General features: G+C 71.4%; 18 protein-coding genes and 1 pseudogene. 8 read left to right on the top strand and 11 right to left on the bottom strand.

The features are described from left to right. Positions 1-87: 87 nt before the first annotated feature. Positions 88-730, top strand: a pseudogene (locus IEZ04_RS04775) (TetR/AcrR family transcriptional regulator). Here the strand turns inward: IEZ04_RS04775 and icmA are convergent. From icmA to IEZ04_RS04760, 3 genes are all read right to left on the bottom strand, one after another. Next, complete coding sequence (icmA, locus tag IEZ04_RS04770) at positions 706-2,406, bottom strand: coenzyme B12-dependent isobutyryl-CoA mutase large subunit (protein ID WP_189215298.1); 1,701 nt, start codon at positions 2,404-2,406, stop codon at positions 706-708. The pseudogene IEZ04_RS04775 and the gene icmA sit on opposite strands and share 25 nt — an antisense overlap. 72 nt (positions 2,407-2,478) lie before the next feature. Next, on the bottom strand, positions 2,479-2,811 hold the full coding sequence (locus tag IEZ04_RS04765) for a DUF3817 domain-containing protein (protein ID WP_189215297.1): 333 nt from the start codon (positions 2,809-2,811) through the stop codon (positions 2,479-2,481). Between the two features lie 70 nt (positions 2,812-2,881). Then, a complete protein-coding gene (locus IEZ04_RS04760; protein WP_189215296.1) occupies positions 2,882-3,391 on the bottom strand; it encodes a MarR family winged helix-turn-helix transcriptional regulator in 510 nt (169 codons plus the stop codon). Positions 3,392-3,649: 258 nt separating this feature from the next. Here IEZ04_RS04760 and IEZ04_RS04755 point away from each other — a divergent pair, with 258 nt between their 5' ends. After that, on the top strand, positions 3,650-4,669 hold the full coding sequence (locus IEZ04_RS04755; RefSeq protein WP_189215295.1) for a glycoside hydrolase family 6 protein: 1,020 nt from the start codon (positions 3,650-3,652) through the stop codon (positions 4,667-4,669). Positions 4,670-4,702: 33 nt separating this feature from the next. Here IEZ04_RS04755 and glxA read toward each other — a convergent pair whose 3' ends face one another. The 4 genes from glxA to IEZ04_RS04735 form a co-directional block, all read right to left on the bottom strand. Next, positions 4,703-6,634 (bottom strand): radical copper oxidase GlxA, encoded by a 1,932-nt coding sequence (glxA, locus tag IEZ04_RS04750; protein WP_189215294.1) that lies wholly within the window; start codon positions 6,632-6,634, stop codon positions 4,703-4,705. Positions 6,635-6,637: 3 nt separating this feature from the next. After that, positions 6,638-8,479: a glycosyltransferase family 2 protein gene (locus IEZ04_RS04745; protein ID WP_189215293.1), complete on the bottom strand. Its 1,842-nt coding sequence runs from the start codon at positions 8,477-8,479 to the stop codon at positions 6,638-6,640. A gap of 332 nt (positions 8,480-8,811) precedes the next feature. Beyond that, positions 8,812-9,105 carry an MTH1187 family thiamine-binding protein gene (locus tag IEZ04_RS04740; protein WP_189215292.1) on the bottom strand — a complete coding sequence of 98 codons (294 nt, stop codon included), beginning with the start codon at positions 9,103-9,105 and terminating at the stop codon, positions 8,812-8,814. Then, positions 9,102-9,446: a DUF3817 domain-containing protein gene (locus IEZ04_RS04735; protein ID WP_189215291.1), complete on the bottom strand. Its 345-nt coding sequence runs from the start codon at positions 9,444-9,446 to the stop codon at positions 9,102-9,104. Before IEZ04_RS04735 ends, IEZ04_RS04740 begins: the two co-directional genes overlap by 4 nt. 191 nt (positions 9,447-9,637) lie before the next feature. Here IEZ04_RS04735 and IEZ04_RS04730 point away from each other — a divergent pair, with 191 nt between their 5' ends. The 4 genes from IEZ04_RS04730 to IEZ04_RS04715 all read left to right on the top strand — a co-directional run bounded on the left by IEZ04_RS04730 (position 9,638) and on the right by IEZ04_RS04715 (position 12,285). Next, positions 9,638-10,270: an AIM24 family protein gene (locus tag IEZ04_RS04730; RefSeq protein WP_189215416.1), complete on the top strand. Its 633-nt coding sequence runs from the start codon at positions 9,638-9,640 to the stop codon at positions 10,268-10,270. Between the two features lies 1 nt (position 10,271). After that, positions 10,272-10,922: an AIM24 family protein gene (locus IEZ04_RS04725; protein WP_189215415.1), complete on the top strand. Its 651-nt coding sequence runs from the start codon at positions 10,272-10,274 to the stop codon at positions 10,920-10,922. After that, entirely contained in the window at positions 10,919-11,716 is a 798-nt protein-coding gene (locus IEZ04_RS04720) for an AIM24 family protein (RefSeq protein WP_189215290.1), read from the top strand. The genes IEZ04_RS04725 and IEZ04_RS04720 overlap by 4 nt, the downstream gene beginning before the upstream one ends. A 92-nt stretch (positions 11,717-11,808) precedes the next feature. Further along, a complete protein-coding gene (locus IEZ04_RS04715; protein ID WP_189215289.1) occupies positions 11,809-12,285 on the top strand; it encodes a MarR family winged helix-turn-helix transcriptional regulator in 477 nt (158 codons plus the stop codon). A gap of 17 nt (positions 12,286-12,302) precedes the next feature. Here IEZ04_RS04715 and IEZ04_RS04710 read toward each other — a convergent pair whose 3' ends face one another. Together IEZ04_RS04710 and IEZ04_RS04705 are read right to left on the bottom strand one after the other, a co-directional pair. Continuing rightward, a complete protein-coding gene (locus IEZ04_RS04710; protein ID WP_189215288.1) occupies positions 12,303-13,739 on the bottom strand; it encodes a HAMP domain-containing sensor histidine kinase in 1,437 nt (478 codons plus the stop codon). Beyond that, positions 13,736-14,398: a response regulator transcription factor gene (locus tag IEZ04_RS04705; RefSeq protein WP_189215287.1), complete on the bottom strand. Its 663-nt coding sequence runs from the start codon at positions 14,396-14,398 to the stop codon at positions 13,736-13,738. Before IEZ04_RS04705 ends, IEZ04_RS04710 begins: the two co-directional genes overlap by 4 nt. A 126-nt stretch (positions 14,399-14,524) precedes the next feature. Here IEZ04_RS04705 and IEZ04_RS04700 point away from each other — a divergent pair, with 126 nt between their 5' ends. Next, positions 14,525-15,208, top strand: coding sequence for a PepSY domain-containing protein (locus IEZ04_RS04700; protein ID WP_189215286.1), 684 nt, complete (start codon positions 14,525-14,527; stop codon positions 15,206-15,208). A gap of 170 nt (positions 15,209-15,378) precedes the next feature. Here the strand turns inward: IEZ04_RS04700 and meaB are convergent, their stop codons facing one another. Continuing rightward, positions 15,379-16,335 carry a methylmalonyl Co-A mutase-associated GTPase MeaB gene (gene meaB, locus IEZ04_RS04695; protein ID WP_189215285.1) on the bottom strand — a complete coding sequence of 319 codons (957 nt, stop codon included), beginning with the start codon at positions 16,333-16,335 and terminating at the stop codon, positions 15,379-15,381. Between the two features lie 56 nt (positions 16,336-16,391). Next, entirely contained in the window at positions 16,392-17,594 is a 1,203-nt protein-coding gene (locus tag IEZ04_RS04690) for an acetyl-CoA C-acetyltransferase (RefSeq protein WP_189215284.1), read from the bottom strand. 147 nt (positions 17,595-17,741) lie between these two features. Here IEZ04_RS04690 and mce point away from each other — a divergent pair, with 147 nt between their 5' ends. After that, entirely contained in the window at positions 17,742-18,182 is a 441-nt protein-coding gene (gene mce, locus IEZ04_RS04685) for a methylmalonyl-CoA epimerase (protein ID WP_189215283.1), read from the top strand. Positions 18,183-18,248 lie beyond the last annotated feature (66 nt).

Raw genomic sequence — 18,248 nt, 5'->3', positions numbered from 1 at the left:
CATGGGCCCGGGGAACAGCGCACCCGTGATCTCCCTCACCGCTTCACACGAACTTCGGTTGAACGTACCGGCGGGTATGGTCTCCGGATGCAGAGCCGGTCCTCCGCCCCACGCGCCACGGGCCGTCCGCGCAGCGCCGCCGCGGACCGGGCGCTCCCGGCGGCGACGCGCGCGGCGCTGGTCGAACTGGGCCGGTCCCGGCTGACGTTGGGCGACGTGGCGACCCGGGCGGGCGTGGCCAAGACGACGCTCTACCGCCGCTGGGCGAACAAGCACGAACTGGTCGTGGACGCGGTGGGCGAGCTCTCCGGCGAACTCCCGGATGCCGGACCGGGGCAGTCCGGCCGCCGACGTCGAGGGCGTGGTGCTGCAGTTCGCGGCGCTCCTGGCCCGTCCGGAGACCCGGTGCGGCCTCATGGGCGTCGTCGCCGAGTCCGCCCGTGACGACGCCCTGCGCGAGCGCATCCGCGCCTCGATCGTCGGCCCCCGGAAGCGCCTGGTGGCGGAGGGCCGCGCCCGCGCCCGGGCCCGCGGCGGGCTGCCGCCCGGGAAGGACCCCCGGACGGCGGCGCGCGATTCCGACCTGGTCCTCGACATGGTGGCGGGAGCGGTGGTCCACCGCTGTCTGGCCGGCTCGGAGCCGGTGGACCCCGCCTGGGTACGCTCCCTGACCCGGGTCCTGCTGCCCGGGATCGCGGGAACGGCTCAGAACCCCGCGGGCTCGGTGTAGACGCCCCACTCGTCCCGCAGCACGTCGCAGATCTCGCCCAGGGTGGCCTCGGCGCGTACGGCGTCCAGCATGGGCGCGATCATGTTGGAACCGTCGCGGGCGGCGGTGACCATCGCCTCCAGCGCGGTGCGCACGGCCGCGTCGTCGCGCCGCGCCCTGCGCTCGGCCAGCAGGCGCACCTGCTCGCGCTCCACCTCGTGGCTGACCCGCAGGATCTCCAGGTCACCGGTGACCGACCCGGTGTGGACGTTGACGCCGACGACCTTCTTGTCCCCCTTTTCCAGGGACTGCTGGTAGCGGAAGGCGGACTCGGCGATCTCGCCCGTGAACCAGCCGTCCTCGATCCCGCGCAGAATGCCGGAGGTGATCGGCCCGATGGGGTGCCGTCCGTCGGGGTGGGCCCGCAGGCCCCGCTCCCTGATCTGGTCGAAGATCTTCTCGGCGTCGGCCTCGATGCGGTCGGTGAGCTGCTCGACGTACCAGGAGCCGCCCAGCGGATCCGCCACGTTGGCGACGCCGGTCTCCTCCATCAGCACCTGCTGGGTGCGCAGCGCGATCTCGGCGGCCTGCTCGCTCGGCAGCGCGAGGGTCTCGTCCAGGGCGTTGGTGTGCAGGGAGTTGGTGCCGCCCAGCACGGCCGCGAGGGCCTCCACCGCCGTCCGTACGACGTTGTTGTACGGCTGCTGCGCGGTCAGCGAGACGCCCGCGGTCTGCGTGTGGAAGCGCAGCCACTGCGCCTTGTCGGTGCGCGCCCCGTACACGTCGCGCAGCCAGCGGGCCCAGATGCGGCGGGCCGCGCGGAACTTGGCGATCTCCTCGAAGAAGTCGACGTGCGCGTCGAAGAAGAAGGACAGCCCGGGAGCGAAGACGTCCACGTCCAGGCCGCGGCTGAGTCCCAGCTCCACGTACCCGAAGCCGTCGGCCAGGGTGTACGCCAGCTCCTGCGCGGCCGTCGCCCCCGCCTCGCGGATGTGGTAGCCGGAGACGGAGAGCGGCTTGTAGGCGGGGATGCCGGCGGCGCAGTGCTCCATCAGGTCGCCGATGAGGCGCAGGTGCGGCTCGGGCTGGAAGAGCCACTCCTTCTGCGCGATGTACTCCTTGAAGATGTCCGTCTGGAGGGTGCCGTTGAGGACGGCCGGGTCCACGCCCTGCCGCTCGGCCGCCACCAGGTACATGCAGAAGACGGGCACGGCGGGCCCGCTGATCGTCATCGAGGTCGTGACGTCGCCGAGCGGGATGTCCTTGAACAGGACCTCCATGTCGGCCGCCGAGTCGATCGCCACCCCGCAGTGCCCGACCTCGCCCAGGGCGCGCGGGTCGTCGGAGTCGCGGCCCATGAGCGTCGGCATGTCGAAGGCGACGGACAGGCCGCCGCCGCCCGCCTCGAGGATCATCTTGTACCGCTCGTTGGTCTGCTCGGCGTTGCCGAACCCGGCGAACTGGCGGATGGTCCAGGTCCGGCCCCGGTAGCCCGTCGGGTACAGCCCGCGGGTGAAGGGGTACTCCCCGGGCCAGCCGATCCGCTCGAAGCCCTCGTAGGTGTCCCCCGGGCGGGGACCGTACACCGGCTCCACGGGATCGCCGGAGAGCGTGGTGAAGTCTGCTTCCCGCTTGCGGGAGGCGTCGTAGCGGGCCTGCCAGCGTCGGCGGCCCTCCTCGATGGCGTCAGCGTCCATATCACCAATTTACTAGGACGTCCAAGTAAATGTCGATGGGCGACCGCCACGAGGGACTCGCGGCGGTGGGGGTTACGCCTTGACGGGAGCCGGCTGTGCGTCGCTGACCAGCGGAAGCGTCTCGCGGACGACCTTGCGCTCGACGAAGAAGGCGGCGAGGGGAATGGTCCCGGACAGGAACACCCACAGCAGCTTGCCGAACGGCCACTTGGCCTTGGAGCCCAGGTCGAAGGCGAAGACCAGGTAGATGATGAAGAGGAAGCCGTGAGCCTGGGAGACCATGAAGGTCAGGTCCTCGCCCATGCCGAACCCGTACTTGAACACCATGCAGGTGCACAGCACGAGCAGCATGACGGCGGTCACGTAGGCCATGACTCGGTAGCGGGTCAGCACGCTGGGTTTCATGGGTACGAGCGTAACGACCGGCCGCGCGCGATCTTCGCGCGCCCCGCCCCCGTGCGCGCGACGGGCACCGTCAGCTCTCCACGAAGTCCCCCGCCGCCACCCGCAGCGGCCGGAGCATGGCGAAGATCTCGCTGCACTCCTCGGCGTCGTAGGCGCCGAGCCCGAAGTCCATCGCCATCAGGTCCCGGGTGGCCGCCTCGCACACCTCGCGCCCCTTGTCCGTGATGGAGGCGAGCGTGCCGCGGCCGTCGTTGGGGTTGGGCCGCTTGTCCACGAGCCCGGACCGCACCAGGCGGTCCACGGTGTTCGTCACCGAGGTCGGGTGCACCATGAGCCGCTCGCCGAGCTTGGACATCGGCAGCTCGCCGGCCTTGGAGAAGGTGAGCAGCACCAGCGCCTCGTAGCGCGCGAAGGTCAGCCCGTACGGCTTGACGACCGCGTCGACCTCGGCGAGCAGGATCTGGTGCGCGCGCATGATCGAGGTGATCGCCGCCATGGACGGGACGTTCCCCCAGCGCTGCTTCCAGTGTTCGTCGGCGCGGGAGATGGGATCGAAGGTGAGACTGAGCGGCTTCGGCACGTCATCGACCCTACCGGCCGGTCATATGGCGGTCAGCCGTGTCCCGCTTTTCGGCTGGCCGACCGTCGCCGATCGGCCACCTCCGGAACCACCGCGCGCGTGCCGGTCAACCGGGCGAAGGGGCACGTCAACCCGTGTACACCCGCGGTGTCGCACGCGTTCCACGACAGCCTCCTGTGAAAAGATGATGACCGAACGTCACCTTATGTCACCTTCCGTCAGCGTTCGTCACCAGGCTCAGGGAACCGAGGGAGCAGCATGACCCGGCTGATCCGTATCTTCGCGGCGCTCTCGCTGCTCGGACTCGCGGCGGGCTGTTCGTCCGGGTCCGGGTCCGACGAGGCGCCCGCACCCGGGGGCGCCACCGAGAGGTCCGTCCGGCGGACGGGCCCGGACACCCGGTCCCCGTTCTGGGTGGACCCGGCGAGCCCGGCCGTCCGGCAGATCCACGAGTGGCGGGAGCAGGGCCGGACGGAGGACGCCGAGCTGCTGCGCCGGATCGCCGAGCGGCCTGCCGCGCTCTGGCCCGCGGGCGACCACCCGGAGCCGGTGATCGGCACGGCCACGCGGGCGGCGGCCGAGGAGGGCCGGACGCCGGTCTTCGTCGCGTACAACATCCCGCACCGCGACTGCGGCCAGCACTCGGCGGGCGGCGCGCACGACGCGGCCGCCTACCGCGACTGGATCGGCAGGTTCGCCGGCGCGATCGGCGACAGCGAGGCGATCGTCGTCCTGGAGCCGGACGCGGTGGCCCACATCGTGGACGGCTGCACCCCGCCCGAGTACCACGCGGAGCGTGAGCTGCTGCTGAGCGAGGCGATCACCCGGCTGAAGCGGCAGCCCCGCACCAGGGTGTACCTGGACGCGGGCAACCCGGACTGGATCGAGGAGCCGTGGAAGCTGGTGGAGCCGCTGCGGCGGGCCGGCGTCGCCGGCGCGGACGGCTTCTCCCTCAACGTCTCCAACTTCCAGACGGACACCGTCACCAAGCGGTACGGCCTCAGCCTGTCCGGGCAGCTCGGCGGGAAGCACTTCGTCGTGGACAGCAGCCGCAACGGCAACGGACCACCGGCCGGCGACCGCGGCGACACCTGGTGCAACCCGCCCGGCCGCGCCCTCGGCACCCCGCCGACGACCGACACGGGCGAGGCCGCGCTCGACGCCTACCTGTGGATCAAGCGGCCCGGCGAGTCGGACGGCCCGTGCCGCGGCGGCCCGGCGGCCGGGCAGTGGTGGCCGGAGTACGCGCTGGGACTCGCCCGCAACTCGCGCGCGTAACCCCCGGCGCGCCCGCCCGGCCGCCCGCTCACCTCACCTCACCTGGATCCACTTCGCCTCCGACGGCGTGCCCCGCGCGTCCGTCACGAAGAGCATGTACCAGCCGGGCGGGACCAGCGTCCTGTCGCGGGGGACCTCGACCGTGATCGAGTCGCTCGTACGGGTGAAGTCGAGGGCGATGGAGCGCTGTTCCACGTCCGTCGAGTGCGTGACCGCGCTCGGGCGCATCAGCCGGGCCCTCGTCACCTGCCGCGGACGCTCGGCGGCGAAGGTGGCGCGGCCCTTCCGGTCCGTCTCCTCGGGGCCGTCACCGAGGACGGGCCGTCGCGCCCCGTCCCGGTGCAGGGCGGGCGGGGTGTAGATCTCCATGCGCTGCTCGAAGTGGCCGAGCTTGGTGTTCTGCCGGTCGTCGAAGAGCGGGTCGGAGCCGAAGGTGACGACGCGGCCGTCGGGCAGGAGCAGCGCCTCGGAGTGGTAGTTGCGGCCGACCCGCGGGGCGGCGGCCGCCCGGAAGGCGTTGGTCCCCGGGTCGTAGAACTGGGCCTTGAGGATGTTGCTGGCGCTGCGGCCGCGGTAGTCGCGGGAGCCGTTGCTGGTGAACACGGTGTCGTCCGGCATGATCACGCTGTTCAGGTAGCGGGTGCCCTGGGGCAGGTCGGGACCGTCGGTGAACGCCGGATCGTCCTTGCGCAGGTCGACGACGGCCGTGCGCGGGGTCGACTTCCTCGACTCGCCGACGCCCCCGCCGCCGAGGATCATCACCTTCTGGTCCTGGGCGGGCGGCAGCAGCAGGGAGGCCGAGGTCTCGGTCTGGTCGAGGTCCTTCAGGCCCGGCGTTCTGGTGAACGTGTTGGTCCGCAGGTCCCACAGGCCCGGTTCGCGGCCCTGGTCCGCGGGGCCGTAGCCCGCGTTGGAGGCCGGGTAGAACAGCTTGCCGCCCTTGGTGAGGAACAGGGCGGGGTAGGTCGGGAAGTACCGCTTGGGGCCGGGCTCCCACTTCTTCGTCCCCGGGTCGTAGATCTCGTTGTCGCCCGGGTCGACGACCCCGATGTCGTCCAGCCCGGAGACGGCGAGGACACGTCCGTCCGCCAGGCCGACCAGGGTGGGATACCAGCGGGCCTTGTCCATCGGGTCGACGGGCACGTACCGCTCGGTCCTCGGGTCGAACTCGTACGCGGCCCTGATGCCCTGGAAGTCCTGTTTGTCCAGGGTGATCCTCTCGGCGAGGCCGTACGTGTTCCGCGCGTCCTTCCCCTTCAGACCGACGATCCCGTACTGGGCCCGCCCTTCGGTGACCGACCGCGGGCCCTTCTCGGCGGCCTCGACGAAGACGCGGGCCTCCCCTGCGACGGTCCTCGTCCGCCCGGACCGGACGGGCGGGGACGCCTCGGCCTTCGGCACGGTCACGTCGAAGCGGCTGACGTACTCGGTGCCCGAGGGTGAGCGGAAGCGGGTCCCCTTCTTCAGGGTCATCGCCTTGGCGGGGTTCTCGTTCTTCACCCGCATGGCGCCGCCGGCCCGTTCCACCTCGCCGTCGAGCAGCTCGTACCGGGCCGTGCCGCCCGCCACGAGCAGGCGGCCGTCGGGGAGCTGGGCGTGCCCGGAGCAGAAGAAGTCCTCGGGGGTCGGAATCTTGCGGAACGTGTTCTTCCGCGGGTCCCACAGAACGGTGTCGAAGGAGCCCTCGTCGAATTTCCGCTGCTCGTTGCCGGAGCCCGCGACGATCAGCACCTTGCCGGTGTGCAGCAGGGCGGCGTGGATGGCGTTCGTGCGGTACTTCTCGGGGATGTCGACGTGCGCCCAGGAGCCGTACTTCGCCCTGTAGGCGGGCTGCGCGATCCTCCACTCGTGGTACCGCTCCTGCGCGAAGCCGAGCGCGGCCGGGGCGTTGAGTCCGGCGAGCAGGGCGAAACCGCCGATGCCCAGCACGGTCCTCTTGGTCTTCTGCGAGGGCTGGTAGGCCATGGGCTAGTTGCCTCCTGTCGGGGTGCCGGTGACCGCGGTCGGGGCGGGGGCGATGAGGGCGGGGGCGGGTGCGGGGGCGGGGCTGGGCGCGGGGGCCTGCGGCTGCTTCGTCCTCGGCGCCGGTTCGGGGTGCGGCTTCGTCTCCGGTGCCGGTGCGGGGCGCGCCGCCCGCCGGGCCGTGACCGTCCAGACCGCCACCGGCGCCAGCGAGATCGCCGTCGCGAGGACCGCCCAGGTGCGCATGGCCACATGGCTGTGGCCGAGGACGGACGACCCGGCGAGCGAGACGACGAGGACCGCCGCCCAGAAGAGGTGCACGCGGAACGTCCGCAGCCGGTCGGTGCTGGCGTCGCCGCCCTTCGGGGTGACGACGAAGCGGCAGGGCCTGCGGACGAGCGCGGCGCCGAGGGACTTGAGGTAGATGGGCGCGCAGAGCGCGGACATCGCCATGCCGGCGAGACCGCCGGAGCCCGCCGGCTCGTGGGGACTGACGTTGTGCCGGCGGTTCCAGAGGTAGAGGCCGATCTGGAGGGCGGCGGCGTCGCTGTAGAGCATCAGCCAGACGGACGCGGCCACCTGGGTCCCGGAGGCGCCGAACCACAGGAACAGGAAGCAGCTGAGGATGCCCAGGAACCAGTTGACGGCCGTCATCGGGTAGTAGACGAGCATCAGGGTGTACGAGAAGAGCCGCCCGGGAGGCATGGTGAGCAGTGCCTTCCCGTACTGCGTGAAGAGCGTCTCGTAGGTGCCCCGCGACCAGCGCGTCTGCTGGGTGAAGAAGTCGGTCCAGGTGGCGGGGCCCTCGCCGACGGCGAGCACGTCGGGGGTGTAGACGGACCGCCAGTGCCGGCCGGTGCGGGGGTTGCGGTGCCGGTGGAGCTCGAAGCCGGTGGCCATGTCCTCGGTGATGGAGTCGCGCAGGCCCCCGATCTGTTTGACGGCGGCGACGCGGACGACGTTGTTGGTGCCGACGAACATGGGGGCGTGGTAGCGGTTGCCCGCGCGCTGGATCAGGGCGTGGAAGAGGAACTGCTGGGACTCGGCGGCCTTGGTGACGGCGGCCGTGTAGTTGCCGTACACCTGCGGGCCGACGACGAACGCGACGTCCGGGTCGCGGAAGTAGCCCGTCATCCGCTCCAGGAAGCCGGGGAGCGGTACGTGATCGGTGTCGACGGAGGCGAAGAAGTCGTAGTCGTCGCCGTGCATCGCGATCCACGCGTTGTAGTTGCCGTGCTTGGTGCGGGCCTTGTGCACGCCTGCGGAGCGGTTCCAGGCGGGTACGCCGTGCCGGGTGAAGTGGCGGACGCCGAGCTCCGCGCAGAGGGCCTTCGCGCGGGCGTCGTCGCCCTCGTCGAGCAGCCAGACGTCCAGCGGGCCGTCGTGGCGGACGCGGACGGCGCCCTCCAGGGTGGCGCGGACCATGGAGAGCGGTTCCTTGCCGGGGACGTACGTGGTCAGGAAGGCGACGCGGGTGCCGGGGAGGGGGGCCACGGGGACGGGGTCGCGGGCGGCCATCGTGGCGTGGGCGATCGAGACGACGTTCACCAGCATGAAGAGCTCGATGAGCCCGATAGAGACCAGCATGGTGACGTCGAGGCCGATGAGCCAGGTGTCACCGCCCTCGCGTTCGACCCAGTGGGCCGGCCAGACGAGGTAGACGAGGAGGGCGCCGGTGAGCAGCGGCGCGAGGGTCATGAGCGCGACGGCTCGTATTCGGCGCGGCTCACGTGAGAGGAGCTTGGTGTACTGCACCCGGTACGCCGACCCGGACGGCTCCGGCTCCGGCTCCGTGAGGGGGCCGGCGAGTCGGCTGTGGGTGTCGTAGTCGTAGCCCTCCGGCCGCACAGCACCCTCCAGTGATCGAACGAGGTGTTGTGTCCACAGAAGTGGACGAACGGGGGCGTGTCGAACTGGGGAGGTCCGATGAGGTGCACCTCCGGCGGTCGGCGATCGGGGCGCCTGGGGTCTGGTGTGGGTCGGGGACGCGCCGGGGGGTGTCCGTGCTCGGTCCGGCGGGGTGCCGTGCCGCCTTGGGAGAGTGCTCCGTGGTGGACCGCCGGCCGCTGCGCGCGGACACCCCCCGACACGCCCCCTTTCCGCCGTACGCGGCTGCCGGTCCGTGGAGGCGTACGCGGAAGCCCCCGGCCTTCGGGGCCGGGGGCTTCATGCGGTGCCGCTCAGGACGACAGGTGGCGTTCCACTGTCTCGACCTTGGCCGTGAGGGCGTCCGTGACGCCGGGGCGGATGTCCGCCTTGAGGACCAGGGAGACGCGGGGGGCGCGTGCCTCGACGGCGGCCACGGCACGTTTCACGACGTCCATGACCTCGTCCCACTCCCCCTCGACGGACGTGAACATCGCGTCGGTGCGGTTCGGCAGGCCGGACTCGCGGACGACGCGGACCGCGTCGGCGACGTACTCCCCCACGTCCTCGCCGACGCCGAGGGGCGTCACGGAGAAGGCGACGATCATGCGTTGACGGCCCTTTCCTGACGGGCGCGGGAGGCGATCACGGCGTCCTCGGCCTCGCGCTTGAGCTTGCGGTCGGCGTAGAAGCCGCCGAACGGGATGACGGAGAGGACCAGGTAGAGCGCCGCCGTCTTCAGGGGCCACTTGGTGCGGTTCCAGGCGTCGGCCCAGAAGATGAGGAACAGGACGACGAGAATGCCGTGGATCGCGCCCATGGTGGGCACCGCGTTGAAGTCCGTGGTCCGCTTGAGCACCGAGCAGACGAGCAGGAGCAGGAAGGAGACGGCCTCGACGGTGGAGACGAGGCGCAGACGGCGGAGGGCGGAGGCGGTCTTGATGTCCACGGATCACCTTCGGTCGGTGGGAGTGTCGTCGCTTCTCGTTCTTGTGAACGCAAGCACAAGCGCGCCCATTGTGACATCAGGAGCGTGGCCGGGGCCGCAAGGGGGTACCCGTCCGGGTCGCCTCCGGGGCGGGATCCTCCCGCGGTACCTGTCGCGCCCGCCGGAGCGGCGGCTAACGTCGCAGCGTGGCGATGTTCCGACTTCAAGGCAGCAAGGTGCTGGCCGTCGACATGACCGGGGACGCCGTGAAGGCGAAGAACGGCTCGATGGTCGCGTACGACGGGCAGATGTCCTTCAAGAAGCTCAGCGGCGGCGGGGAGGGGATCCGGGGCATGGTGACCCGGCGGATCACCGGTGAGCAGATGACGGTGATGGAGGTGAAGGGGCACGGGACGTGCTGGTTCGCGGACCGGGCGTCCGAGATCAATCTGGTGAGCCTGCAGGGGGACAGGCTGTTCGTCGAGTCGAGCAATCTGCTGGCGACGGACGCGGGGCTGAGGACGGGGACGTCGTTCACCGGGCTGCGCGGCGCCTCGCAGGGCAACGGGCTGTTCACGACCACCGTGGAGGGGCACGGGCAGGCGGCCCTGCTGTCGGACGGGCCGGCCGTGGTGCTGCGGGTGAGCGCGCAGTACCCGCTGGTGGTGGACCCGGGGGCGTACATCGCGCACCAGGGGAACGTGCGGCAGTCGTTCCAGTCGGGCGTGACGTTCCGCACCTTCGTGGGCGAGGGCGGTGGCGAGGCCTTCCAGATCCGGTTCGAGGGGGACGGGCTGGTGTACGTGCAGCCGAGTGAGCGGAACACCATCGCGGGGGATGTGTGAGATGCCCTTCCGGGAGATCAATTCCAAGATGATCGAGGCTGTCGTCGCGCCCGGGCAGCGGTTGTTCAGCCAGCGGGGCGCCATGCTCGCCTACCGGGGTGACGTGTCCTTCACGCCCAATCTGCAGGGCGGGCAGGGCGGGGTCATGTCGATGATCGGGCGGCGGGTGGCCGGGGAGGCCACGCCGCTGATGACCGTCGAGGGCAACGGGACCGTGCTGTTCGGGCACGGCGGCCATCATGTACAGGTGATCGAGCTGGCGGGCGACACGCTGTACGTGGAGGCGGACCGGCTGCTGGCGTTCGACGGGACGCTGGAGCAGGGCACGATGTTCATGGGATCGCAGGGGGGTGTGATGGGCATGGTGCGGGGGCAGGTGACCGGGCAGGGGCTGTTCACGACCACCCTGAAGGGCCACGGGTCGGTCGCCGTCATGGCGCACGGCGGGGTCATCGAGGTGCCCGTCACCCCGCAGCGGCCGGTGCACGTGGATCCGCAGGCGTACGTGGCCCACCACGGCGACGTGCGCAACAAGCTGTCCGCCGCGCTCGGCTGGCGCGACATGGTGGGACGCTCCTCGGGTGAGGCGTTCCAGCTGGAGCTGAGCGGCGACGGTGCGGTGTTCGTCCAGGCGTCGGAGGAGAAGCTGTGAGCACGTACGCGGGCGCGGGGCCCGTCGTCCACGACCCGACGACGCTGCCGAGCGACGACAACGTCGATCACTACACCTTCTGTGTGGAGCTGAAGGGGAGCCAGTGGTTCCTGCAGAAGGGGAAGATGATCGCCTACTACGGCGACATCCGGTTCGAGGGCATCGGACACGGGCGTCTCGACCGTCTCGTCCGCACTTCCTTTCATTCGCCATTGCACGCGAGCGACTGGGTCGTGGCGGAGGGCTCGGGCAAGATGCTCCTCGCCGACCGGGCATTCGACGTGAACTCCTATGACCTGGACGACGGCAATCTGACCATTCGCTCGGGCAATCTCCTCGCTTTTCAGCCAAGTCTCGCGCTCAAGCAGTCGATCGTTCCGGGGTTCCTCACGCTGATCGGTACCGGCAAGTTCGTGGCCGCGTCGAACGGGCCCGTCGTGTTCATGGAACCGCCGCTCCGGGTCGACCCGCAGGCACTGGTCGGCTGGGCCGACTGCCCCTCGCCGTGCCACCACTACGACCACGGGTACATGACCGGCGTGATGGGCGGTCTACGTGCGATGACGGGCATCGGCGGGGTCTCCGGCGAGGAGCACCAGTTCGAGTTCGTGGGGGCGGGCACCGTACTGCTCCAGTCCTCCGAGACCCTCATGGCGGAGCAGGCCACGGGAGCCGTGCCGGGCGAGCCGGGCGTACCGGGGTCGGGGGCGACCACAGGTCACCCGGGACAGCAAGGCGGCACACCGCGCCTTCCCGGACAGCTGGGAGACCTCCAGCGTCGCTTCGGGCTGTGAGCGGTAGTCTGCGGAGTGTGACCTCGAACGCGTGCACAGGGTCACGCCACCCTCACTAGTTCGCCTTTCAACTTCTTAGGTAGACTTCATTCATGGAGACCGAGACGGCCACCCGCTGGCTGACCGATGCGGAGCAGTGCGCCTGGCGCACCCACCTGGAGGTCAACAGGCTGTTGACGTACCAGCTCGAAAGGGATCTGCAGCCGTTCGGCCTGACAATGAACGACTACGAGATCCTGGTCAACCTCTCCGAGTCGGAGGGCGTCCGCATGCGGATGAGCGACCTCGCGGCCGCCACCCTCCAGTCGAAGAGCCGCCTCTCGCACCAGATCACCCGCATGGAGAACGCCAACCTGGTGCGGCGGGAGAACTGCGAGTCGGACCGCCGCGGGCTGTTCGCGGTGCTGACCGAGCACGGCGAGGAGACGATGCGGAAGGTGGCGCCGCACCATGTGGCGTCCGTGCGGCGGCACTTCATCGACCTGCTGTCGCCCGAGGCACTGGAACAGCTCCACAAGTCCCTCACCCCGATCGCCGAACACCTGCGCGGCCACCGGGGCAAGCCGTAACGACCGCCGTTCGGGCGTCAGCCCGGCGGCCGGCCCAGCGGCAGCCGCAGCACGAACAGGGCGCCGCCACGCGGCGCCTCGCGCACCGTGAGGGTGCCCCCGTGCCCCGCGGCGACGTCACGGGCGATGGCGAGGCCCAGACCGGCCCCGCCGTCGTCCCTGCTGCGGGCCTCGTCGAGCCGTACGAACCGCTCGAAGATGCGCTCCCGCTGGTCGGCCGGGACACCCGAGCCGTCGTCGGCCACCTCCAGCACGGCCCACTCCCCCTCGGCCCGCAGCGCCACGTCGATGCGCTCGCGCGCGTGCCGGCGCGCGTTGTCCAGCAGATTGGCGAGTACGCGCGCCAGCTGCCCGCGTGATCCGGTCACCGTCACGGACGTCACGCCGTCGAGACGGACGCCGTCCCGCCCCTCCGTCTCCTCCCGCACCAGTTCCGCCAGGTCGAACCGCGCGTCCTGCGGCCGCTCCCCCGCGTCCAGGCGCGCCAGCAGCAGCAGATCGGCGGCGAGCCGCTGCAGCCGTACGGTGTCCTCGACGGCGCCCTCCACGTCGAGCAGCTCCGGGTGCGCGGCGCCCACCTCCAGCTGGGTGCGCAGGGAGGCGATCGGGCTGCGCAGCTCGTGCGAGGCGTCGGCGACGAACCGCCGCTGCCGCTCGACGGAGGACTCCAGGGCGGCGAGGGTCTCGTTGGTCGTACGGGCCAGCCGGGCGATCTCGTCGTGCGTGGCGGGCTCGGGCACCCGGCGGGAGAGGTCCTCGGAGGCCGTGATGGCGGCCATCTCGGCGCGGATGCCTTCCACGGGCCGGAGCGCGCGCCGGGTCACGACATAGGTGGCGCCGCTCACCGTGAGCAGCAGCGCGGGGAGCCCGATCAGCATGGCCGTCTGCGCGGTGCCGACGGCGCTCTGCTCGGCGGAGAGGGGGGCGCCCGCGTACACGGTCAGGGGGACCCCGTGGGGCGTGGTCACGCCGACCACGGCGAACCGGTAGTCCTCGGTCTCGCCGTCGACCGTCGCGGTGCCCTCGGAGGGCCGCACATCGGAGATCTCGCCGGCCCCGGGCAGGTCCTCGTCGTCGTCCCCGTCGTCGGCGTCGTCGGCGTCGTCCCGGCCGCCCTCCGTGGCCGGGCCCTCGACAGGCGGTCCGGGCACGGTGTCGACCAGGCTGATGTGCTCGACACCGTCCGCGACCGCCACGAGCCGCCCCCGCTCGTCGACGACCTGGACGGGGTGCTCGTCCCCGTCGGGCAGGTCGATCTGGTCGTACGGCAGGCCGGCGGTGAGGTCGGCGGCCACCTTGCGGGCCTGGCTCTCGGCCTGGGCGTCGGCGACGTCGATGAGGTTGGTCCGCAGCGAGATCAGGACGGCGGCCCCGGCGGCGACCAGGGCGACCGCGACGACGAGGGTGGCGGCCAGCGTGGCGCGGGCCCGTACGGACCCCAGCAGGCGCCTCACCTCTTCTCCAGCCGGTACCCGGCGCCGCGCACGGTCTTGATCAGCCCGGCGCCGAGCTTGCGCCGCAGGGTGCTGACGTAGACCTCGACGATGTTCGGGTCGCCCTCGTACGCGAAGTCCCAGACGTGCTCCAGGATGTCGGCCTTGGAGACCACCTGGCCGGCCCGGACGACGAGCTGCTCCAGGACCGAGAACTCCTTGGCGGTCAGCGTGACCTCGTCCTCTCCGAGGAAGACGCGCCGGGCGGCGGTGTCCACCTTGAGGTCGCCGACGACCCGCACGGGGGAGACGCCCGCCGCCCTGCGCCGCCGCAGCAGCGCCTTCACCCGGGCGACGAGCACCACGTACGAGAAGGGCTTGGTCAGGTAGTCGTCGGCACCCGTGTCGAGCCCCTCGGCCTCGTCGTACTCGCCGTCCTTGGCGGTGAGCATGAGGATGGGCACGTCGTGACCGGCGGCGCGCAGGGCGGCGCACACGCGGTAGCCGTTCATGCCGGGCAGCATGATGTCCAGGATGACGAGGTCGTAACCGCCCTCACCGGCCCGGTGCAGCCCGTCGACGCCGTCGTGGACCACGTCCACGGCGAACCCCTCGGCCGTCAGGCCCCTGGCCAGCGACAGGGCGAGTCGCTTCTCATCCTCGACGATCAACAGACGCATGGGGACAGCGTCCCAAACGGAACCTGAAGAACCCTTCAGGGGCTTTCAGCCCGGCTTCAGCATGCCTCAGGGAGATTGGTTCCCGTCGAAAGCAAACGCTATCGGTCGCACTCGGGAGGAACCACCATGAAGCGCAACATCGTCATCGCCACCGTCGCGGCAGCCGCCCTGATCGGCGGCGGTACCGCGACCGCCCTCGCGGTCTCGGACGACGACGAGGCGCCCGCGCAGCGGTCGAGCGTGCAGACACGGGACGACGACCGTGACGACGGCGACGACGGACGGGACGGCCGGGACGACCGGGACGACGACGCGGCCGGGGCCGGCGCGGCGAAGGTGACGGCGGCCGACGCGATCGACGCGGCGCTGAAGCACACCTCCGGCACGGCGGTCGGCGCCGAGCTGGACAGCGAGGGCCGCGACCTGGTGTGGGACGTGGACGTCCTGTCCTCGGGTACGACCTGGCACAGCGTCCTGGTGGACCCGGGCACGGGCAAGGTCCTCGACTCCCGCACCGAGACGGGCGACGACGATGCCGACGACGCCGCCGAGGCCCGCGCCGCGCTGAAGGGCACGTCGGTCTCGGCCGCCGAGGCCGCGCAGGCCGCCGCCGGGAAGGGCGTCGTGACCTCCGTCGACCTGGACGACGACGGCCGCAGCCACGCGTGGCGGATCGAGACCACGGGTGCCGACGGAGCGGAGAGCGAGTGGGACGTGGACCTGAAGACGTCGAAGGTCACGGCGGACCGGGCCGACGACGACACGGACGACGACGCCTCCGACGACCACTCGGACGACTCCGACGACTGACGCACGTCCGTGCTCGGGCGGGCGGCGGGAGCGCCGTCGGCGGGGCCTCGTCCGGGGCCTGCCCGGTGAACGCCGGCGCCGGACGGGCCGGGAGCCACGCGGCCGCGGCCGCCACGGGCGGGGGCGGCCACCCGACCGGTGGCCGCCCCCGCCCGTCCCGCACGGCTCCCTCAGCCCTCGGTGAGCCCCGACACCAGTTCGTCCGCCGCGCGGTACGGGTCCAGTCCGCCCGCCACGATGCGCTCGGCGAGGGCGGACAGACGGCGGTCGCCGCGCAGGTCGCCGATCCGCTCCCGCAGGGCGGTGACGGCGATCGTCTCGACCTCCCGGGCGGCCCGCGCCCGCCGCCGCTCGGCCAGCACCCCGCGCTCCTCCATCCACGCCCGGTGCTTCTCCAGCGCCTCGACCGTCTCGTCGACGCCCTCGCCCCGGGCCGCGACCGTCTTCACGATCGGCGGGCGCCAGTCGCCGGGGCCGCGCGCCTCGCCCAGGCCCAGCATGTGGTTGAGCTCCCGCGCGGTGGCGTCCGCGCCGTCGCGGTCGGCCTTGTTGACGACGTACACGTCGCCGATCTCCAGGATCCCGGCCTTGGCCGCCTGGATGCCGTCGCCCATGCCGGGCGCCAGGAGCACCACCGAGGTGTCGGCCTGGGAGGCGATCTCCACCTCGGACTGGCCCACCCCGACCGTCTCGACCAGGATCACGTCGCAGCCCGCGGCGTCCAGCACCCGCACCGCCTGCGGGGCCGCCCAGGCCAGCCCGCCGAGGTGGCCGCGCGTCGCCATCGAGCGGATGTAGACGCCGGGGTCGGAGGCGTGCTCGGACATCCGCACCCGGTCACCGAGGAGCGCACCGCCGGAGAACGGCGAGGAGGGGTCCACCGCGAGGACGCCGACCCGCCTGCCCTGCCTGCGGTACGCGGTCACCAGCGCCGAGGTGCACGTGGACTTGCCCACGCCGGGCGAACCGGTGAGCCCCACGACGTACGCCCCGCCGGTCAGCGGGGCGAGCGCCGCCATGACCTCGCGCAGTTGCGGCGACGCCCCCTCCACCAGGGAGATCAGCCGGGCCACCGCCCGCGGCCGGCCTTCCCTGGCCTGGGCGACCAGTGAGGAGACGTCCTGCATCACAGCTCCGTTCCGAGGAGGTCCGAGGAGGGGCGTACGACAGCGTGCGGTAGCGCTCAGGCCTTCGGCACCCGCACGATCAGCGCGTCGCCCTGCCCGCCGCCCCCGCACAGCGCCGCCGCGCCCACACCGCCGCCGCGCCGCTTCAGCTCCAGTGCCAGGTGCAGCACGAGACGGGCGCCGGACATGCCGATCGGGTGACCCAGGGCAATGGCGCCGCCGTTGACGTTCACCTTTTCCGTGGATACTCCGAGGTCCTTCATTGACTGGACCGCGACCGCGGCGAAGGCCTCGTTGATCTCGATCAGGTCGAGGTCCGCCACCTGCAGCCCCTCCTTGCCCAGCGCGTGCATGATCGCATTCGACGGCTGTGACTGCAGGGAGTTGTCCGGCCCGGCCACGTTCCCGTGCGCGCCGATCTCCGCGATCCAGGAGAGGCCCAGCTCCTCGGCCCTGGCCCGGCTCATCACGACCACGGCCGCCGCGCCGTCGGAGATCTGCGACGACGAGCCGGCGGTGATCGTGCCGTCCTTCGCGAAGGCGGGGCGCAGCTTGGCGAGGGACTCGGGTGTCGTGTCGCCGCGGATGCCCTCGTCCTTGCCGAGGACGACCGGCTCGCCCTTGCGCTGCGGGATCTCGACAGGCGTGATCTCCGCGTCGAAGATCCCGTTCTTCTGGGCGGCCGCGGCGCGCTGGTGCGACAGGGCGGCGATCTCGTCCTGCTCGGCCCGGCCGATGCCCAGCCGGGTGTTGTGCTTCTCGGTGGACTCGCCCATGGCGACGCCGTCGAAGGAGTCGGTCAGCCCGTCGTGCGCCATGGCGTCGAGCATCTGGACCGCGCCGTACTTGAAGCCCTCGCGGGACTTCGGCAGCAGGTGGGGGGCGTTGGTCATGGACTCCTGGCCGCCCGCGACGACGACGTCGAACTCGCCCGCGCGGATCAGCTGGTCGGCCAGCGCGATCGCGTCGAGACCGGAGAGACACACCTTGTTGATCGTCAGCGCGGGCACGTTCATCGGGATGCCCGCCTTGACCGCGGCCTGACGCGCCGGGATCTGCCCCGCCCCGGCCTGCAGCACCTGGCCCATGATCACGTACTGCACCTGGTCGCCCGTGATCCCCGCACGGTCGAGGGCGGCCTTGATCGCGAAGCCGCCGAGGTCGGCTCCCGAGAAGGACTTCAGCGAACCCAGCAGGCGCCCCATGGGCGTACGCGCGCCCGCGACGATCACCGAGGTGTTGCCGTTCGTTCCAGACATGAGGTGCGATCCCCTTCCAGCCTGCGCGGCCGAGGAGTGAACGAGGGTTTACTCGAATGTACTGAGCGGTACGCCACCCCGTCATCGGGCGGTGAGTGTGATCGCGCGCACGTTGCGTAACCGCCCCGGGAGCGCTGCACTGACAGCATGCTGACGCGAATCGACCACATCGGGATCGCCTGCTTCGATCTCGACAGGACAGTCGAGTTCTACCGGGCCACGTACGGCTTCGAGGTGTTCCACACCGAGGTCAACGAGGAACAGGGCGTGCGCGAGGCCATGCTCAGGATCAACGGCACCGATGACGGCGGCGCCTCCTACCTCCAGCTCCTGGAGCCGGTCCGGGAGGACTCCACCGTCGCGAAGTGGCTGGCCAAGAACGGTGAGGGGGTGCATCACATCGCCTTCGGCACGGCGGACGTGGACGCCGACGCGGCGGACGTCCGGGAGAAGGGCGTGCGCGTCCTGTACGACGAGCCGCGGCGCGGCTCCATGGGGTCGCGGATCACCTTCCTGCACCCGAAGGATTGTCATGGCGTTCTGACAGAACTGGTCACATCGGCGCCAGTTGAGTCGACTGAGCACTGACCGCCGTACATAAGGGCCGGTAGGGTTGGGGACGGCCGTCCTCCGTCACGGGGACGGCCGGGGTTC

The organism is Streptomyces ruber (assembly GCF_014648075.1).
Lineage (GTDB): Bacteria > Actinomycetota > Actinomycetes > Streptomycetales > Streptomycetaceae > Streptomyces > Streptomyces ruber.
Note: the sequence above shows the minus strand (reverse complement) of the source record. Positions and strands in the feature narration are given on the sequence as shown.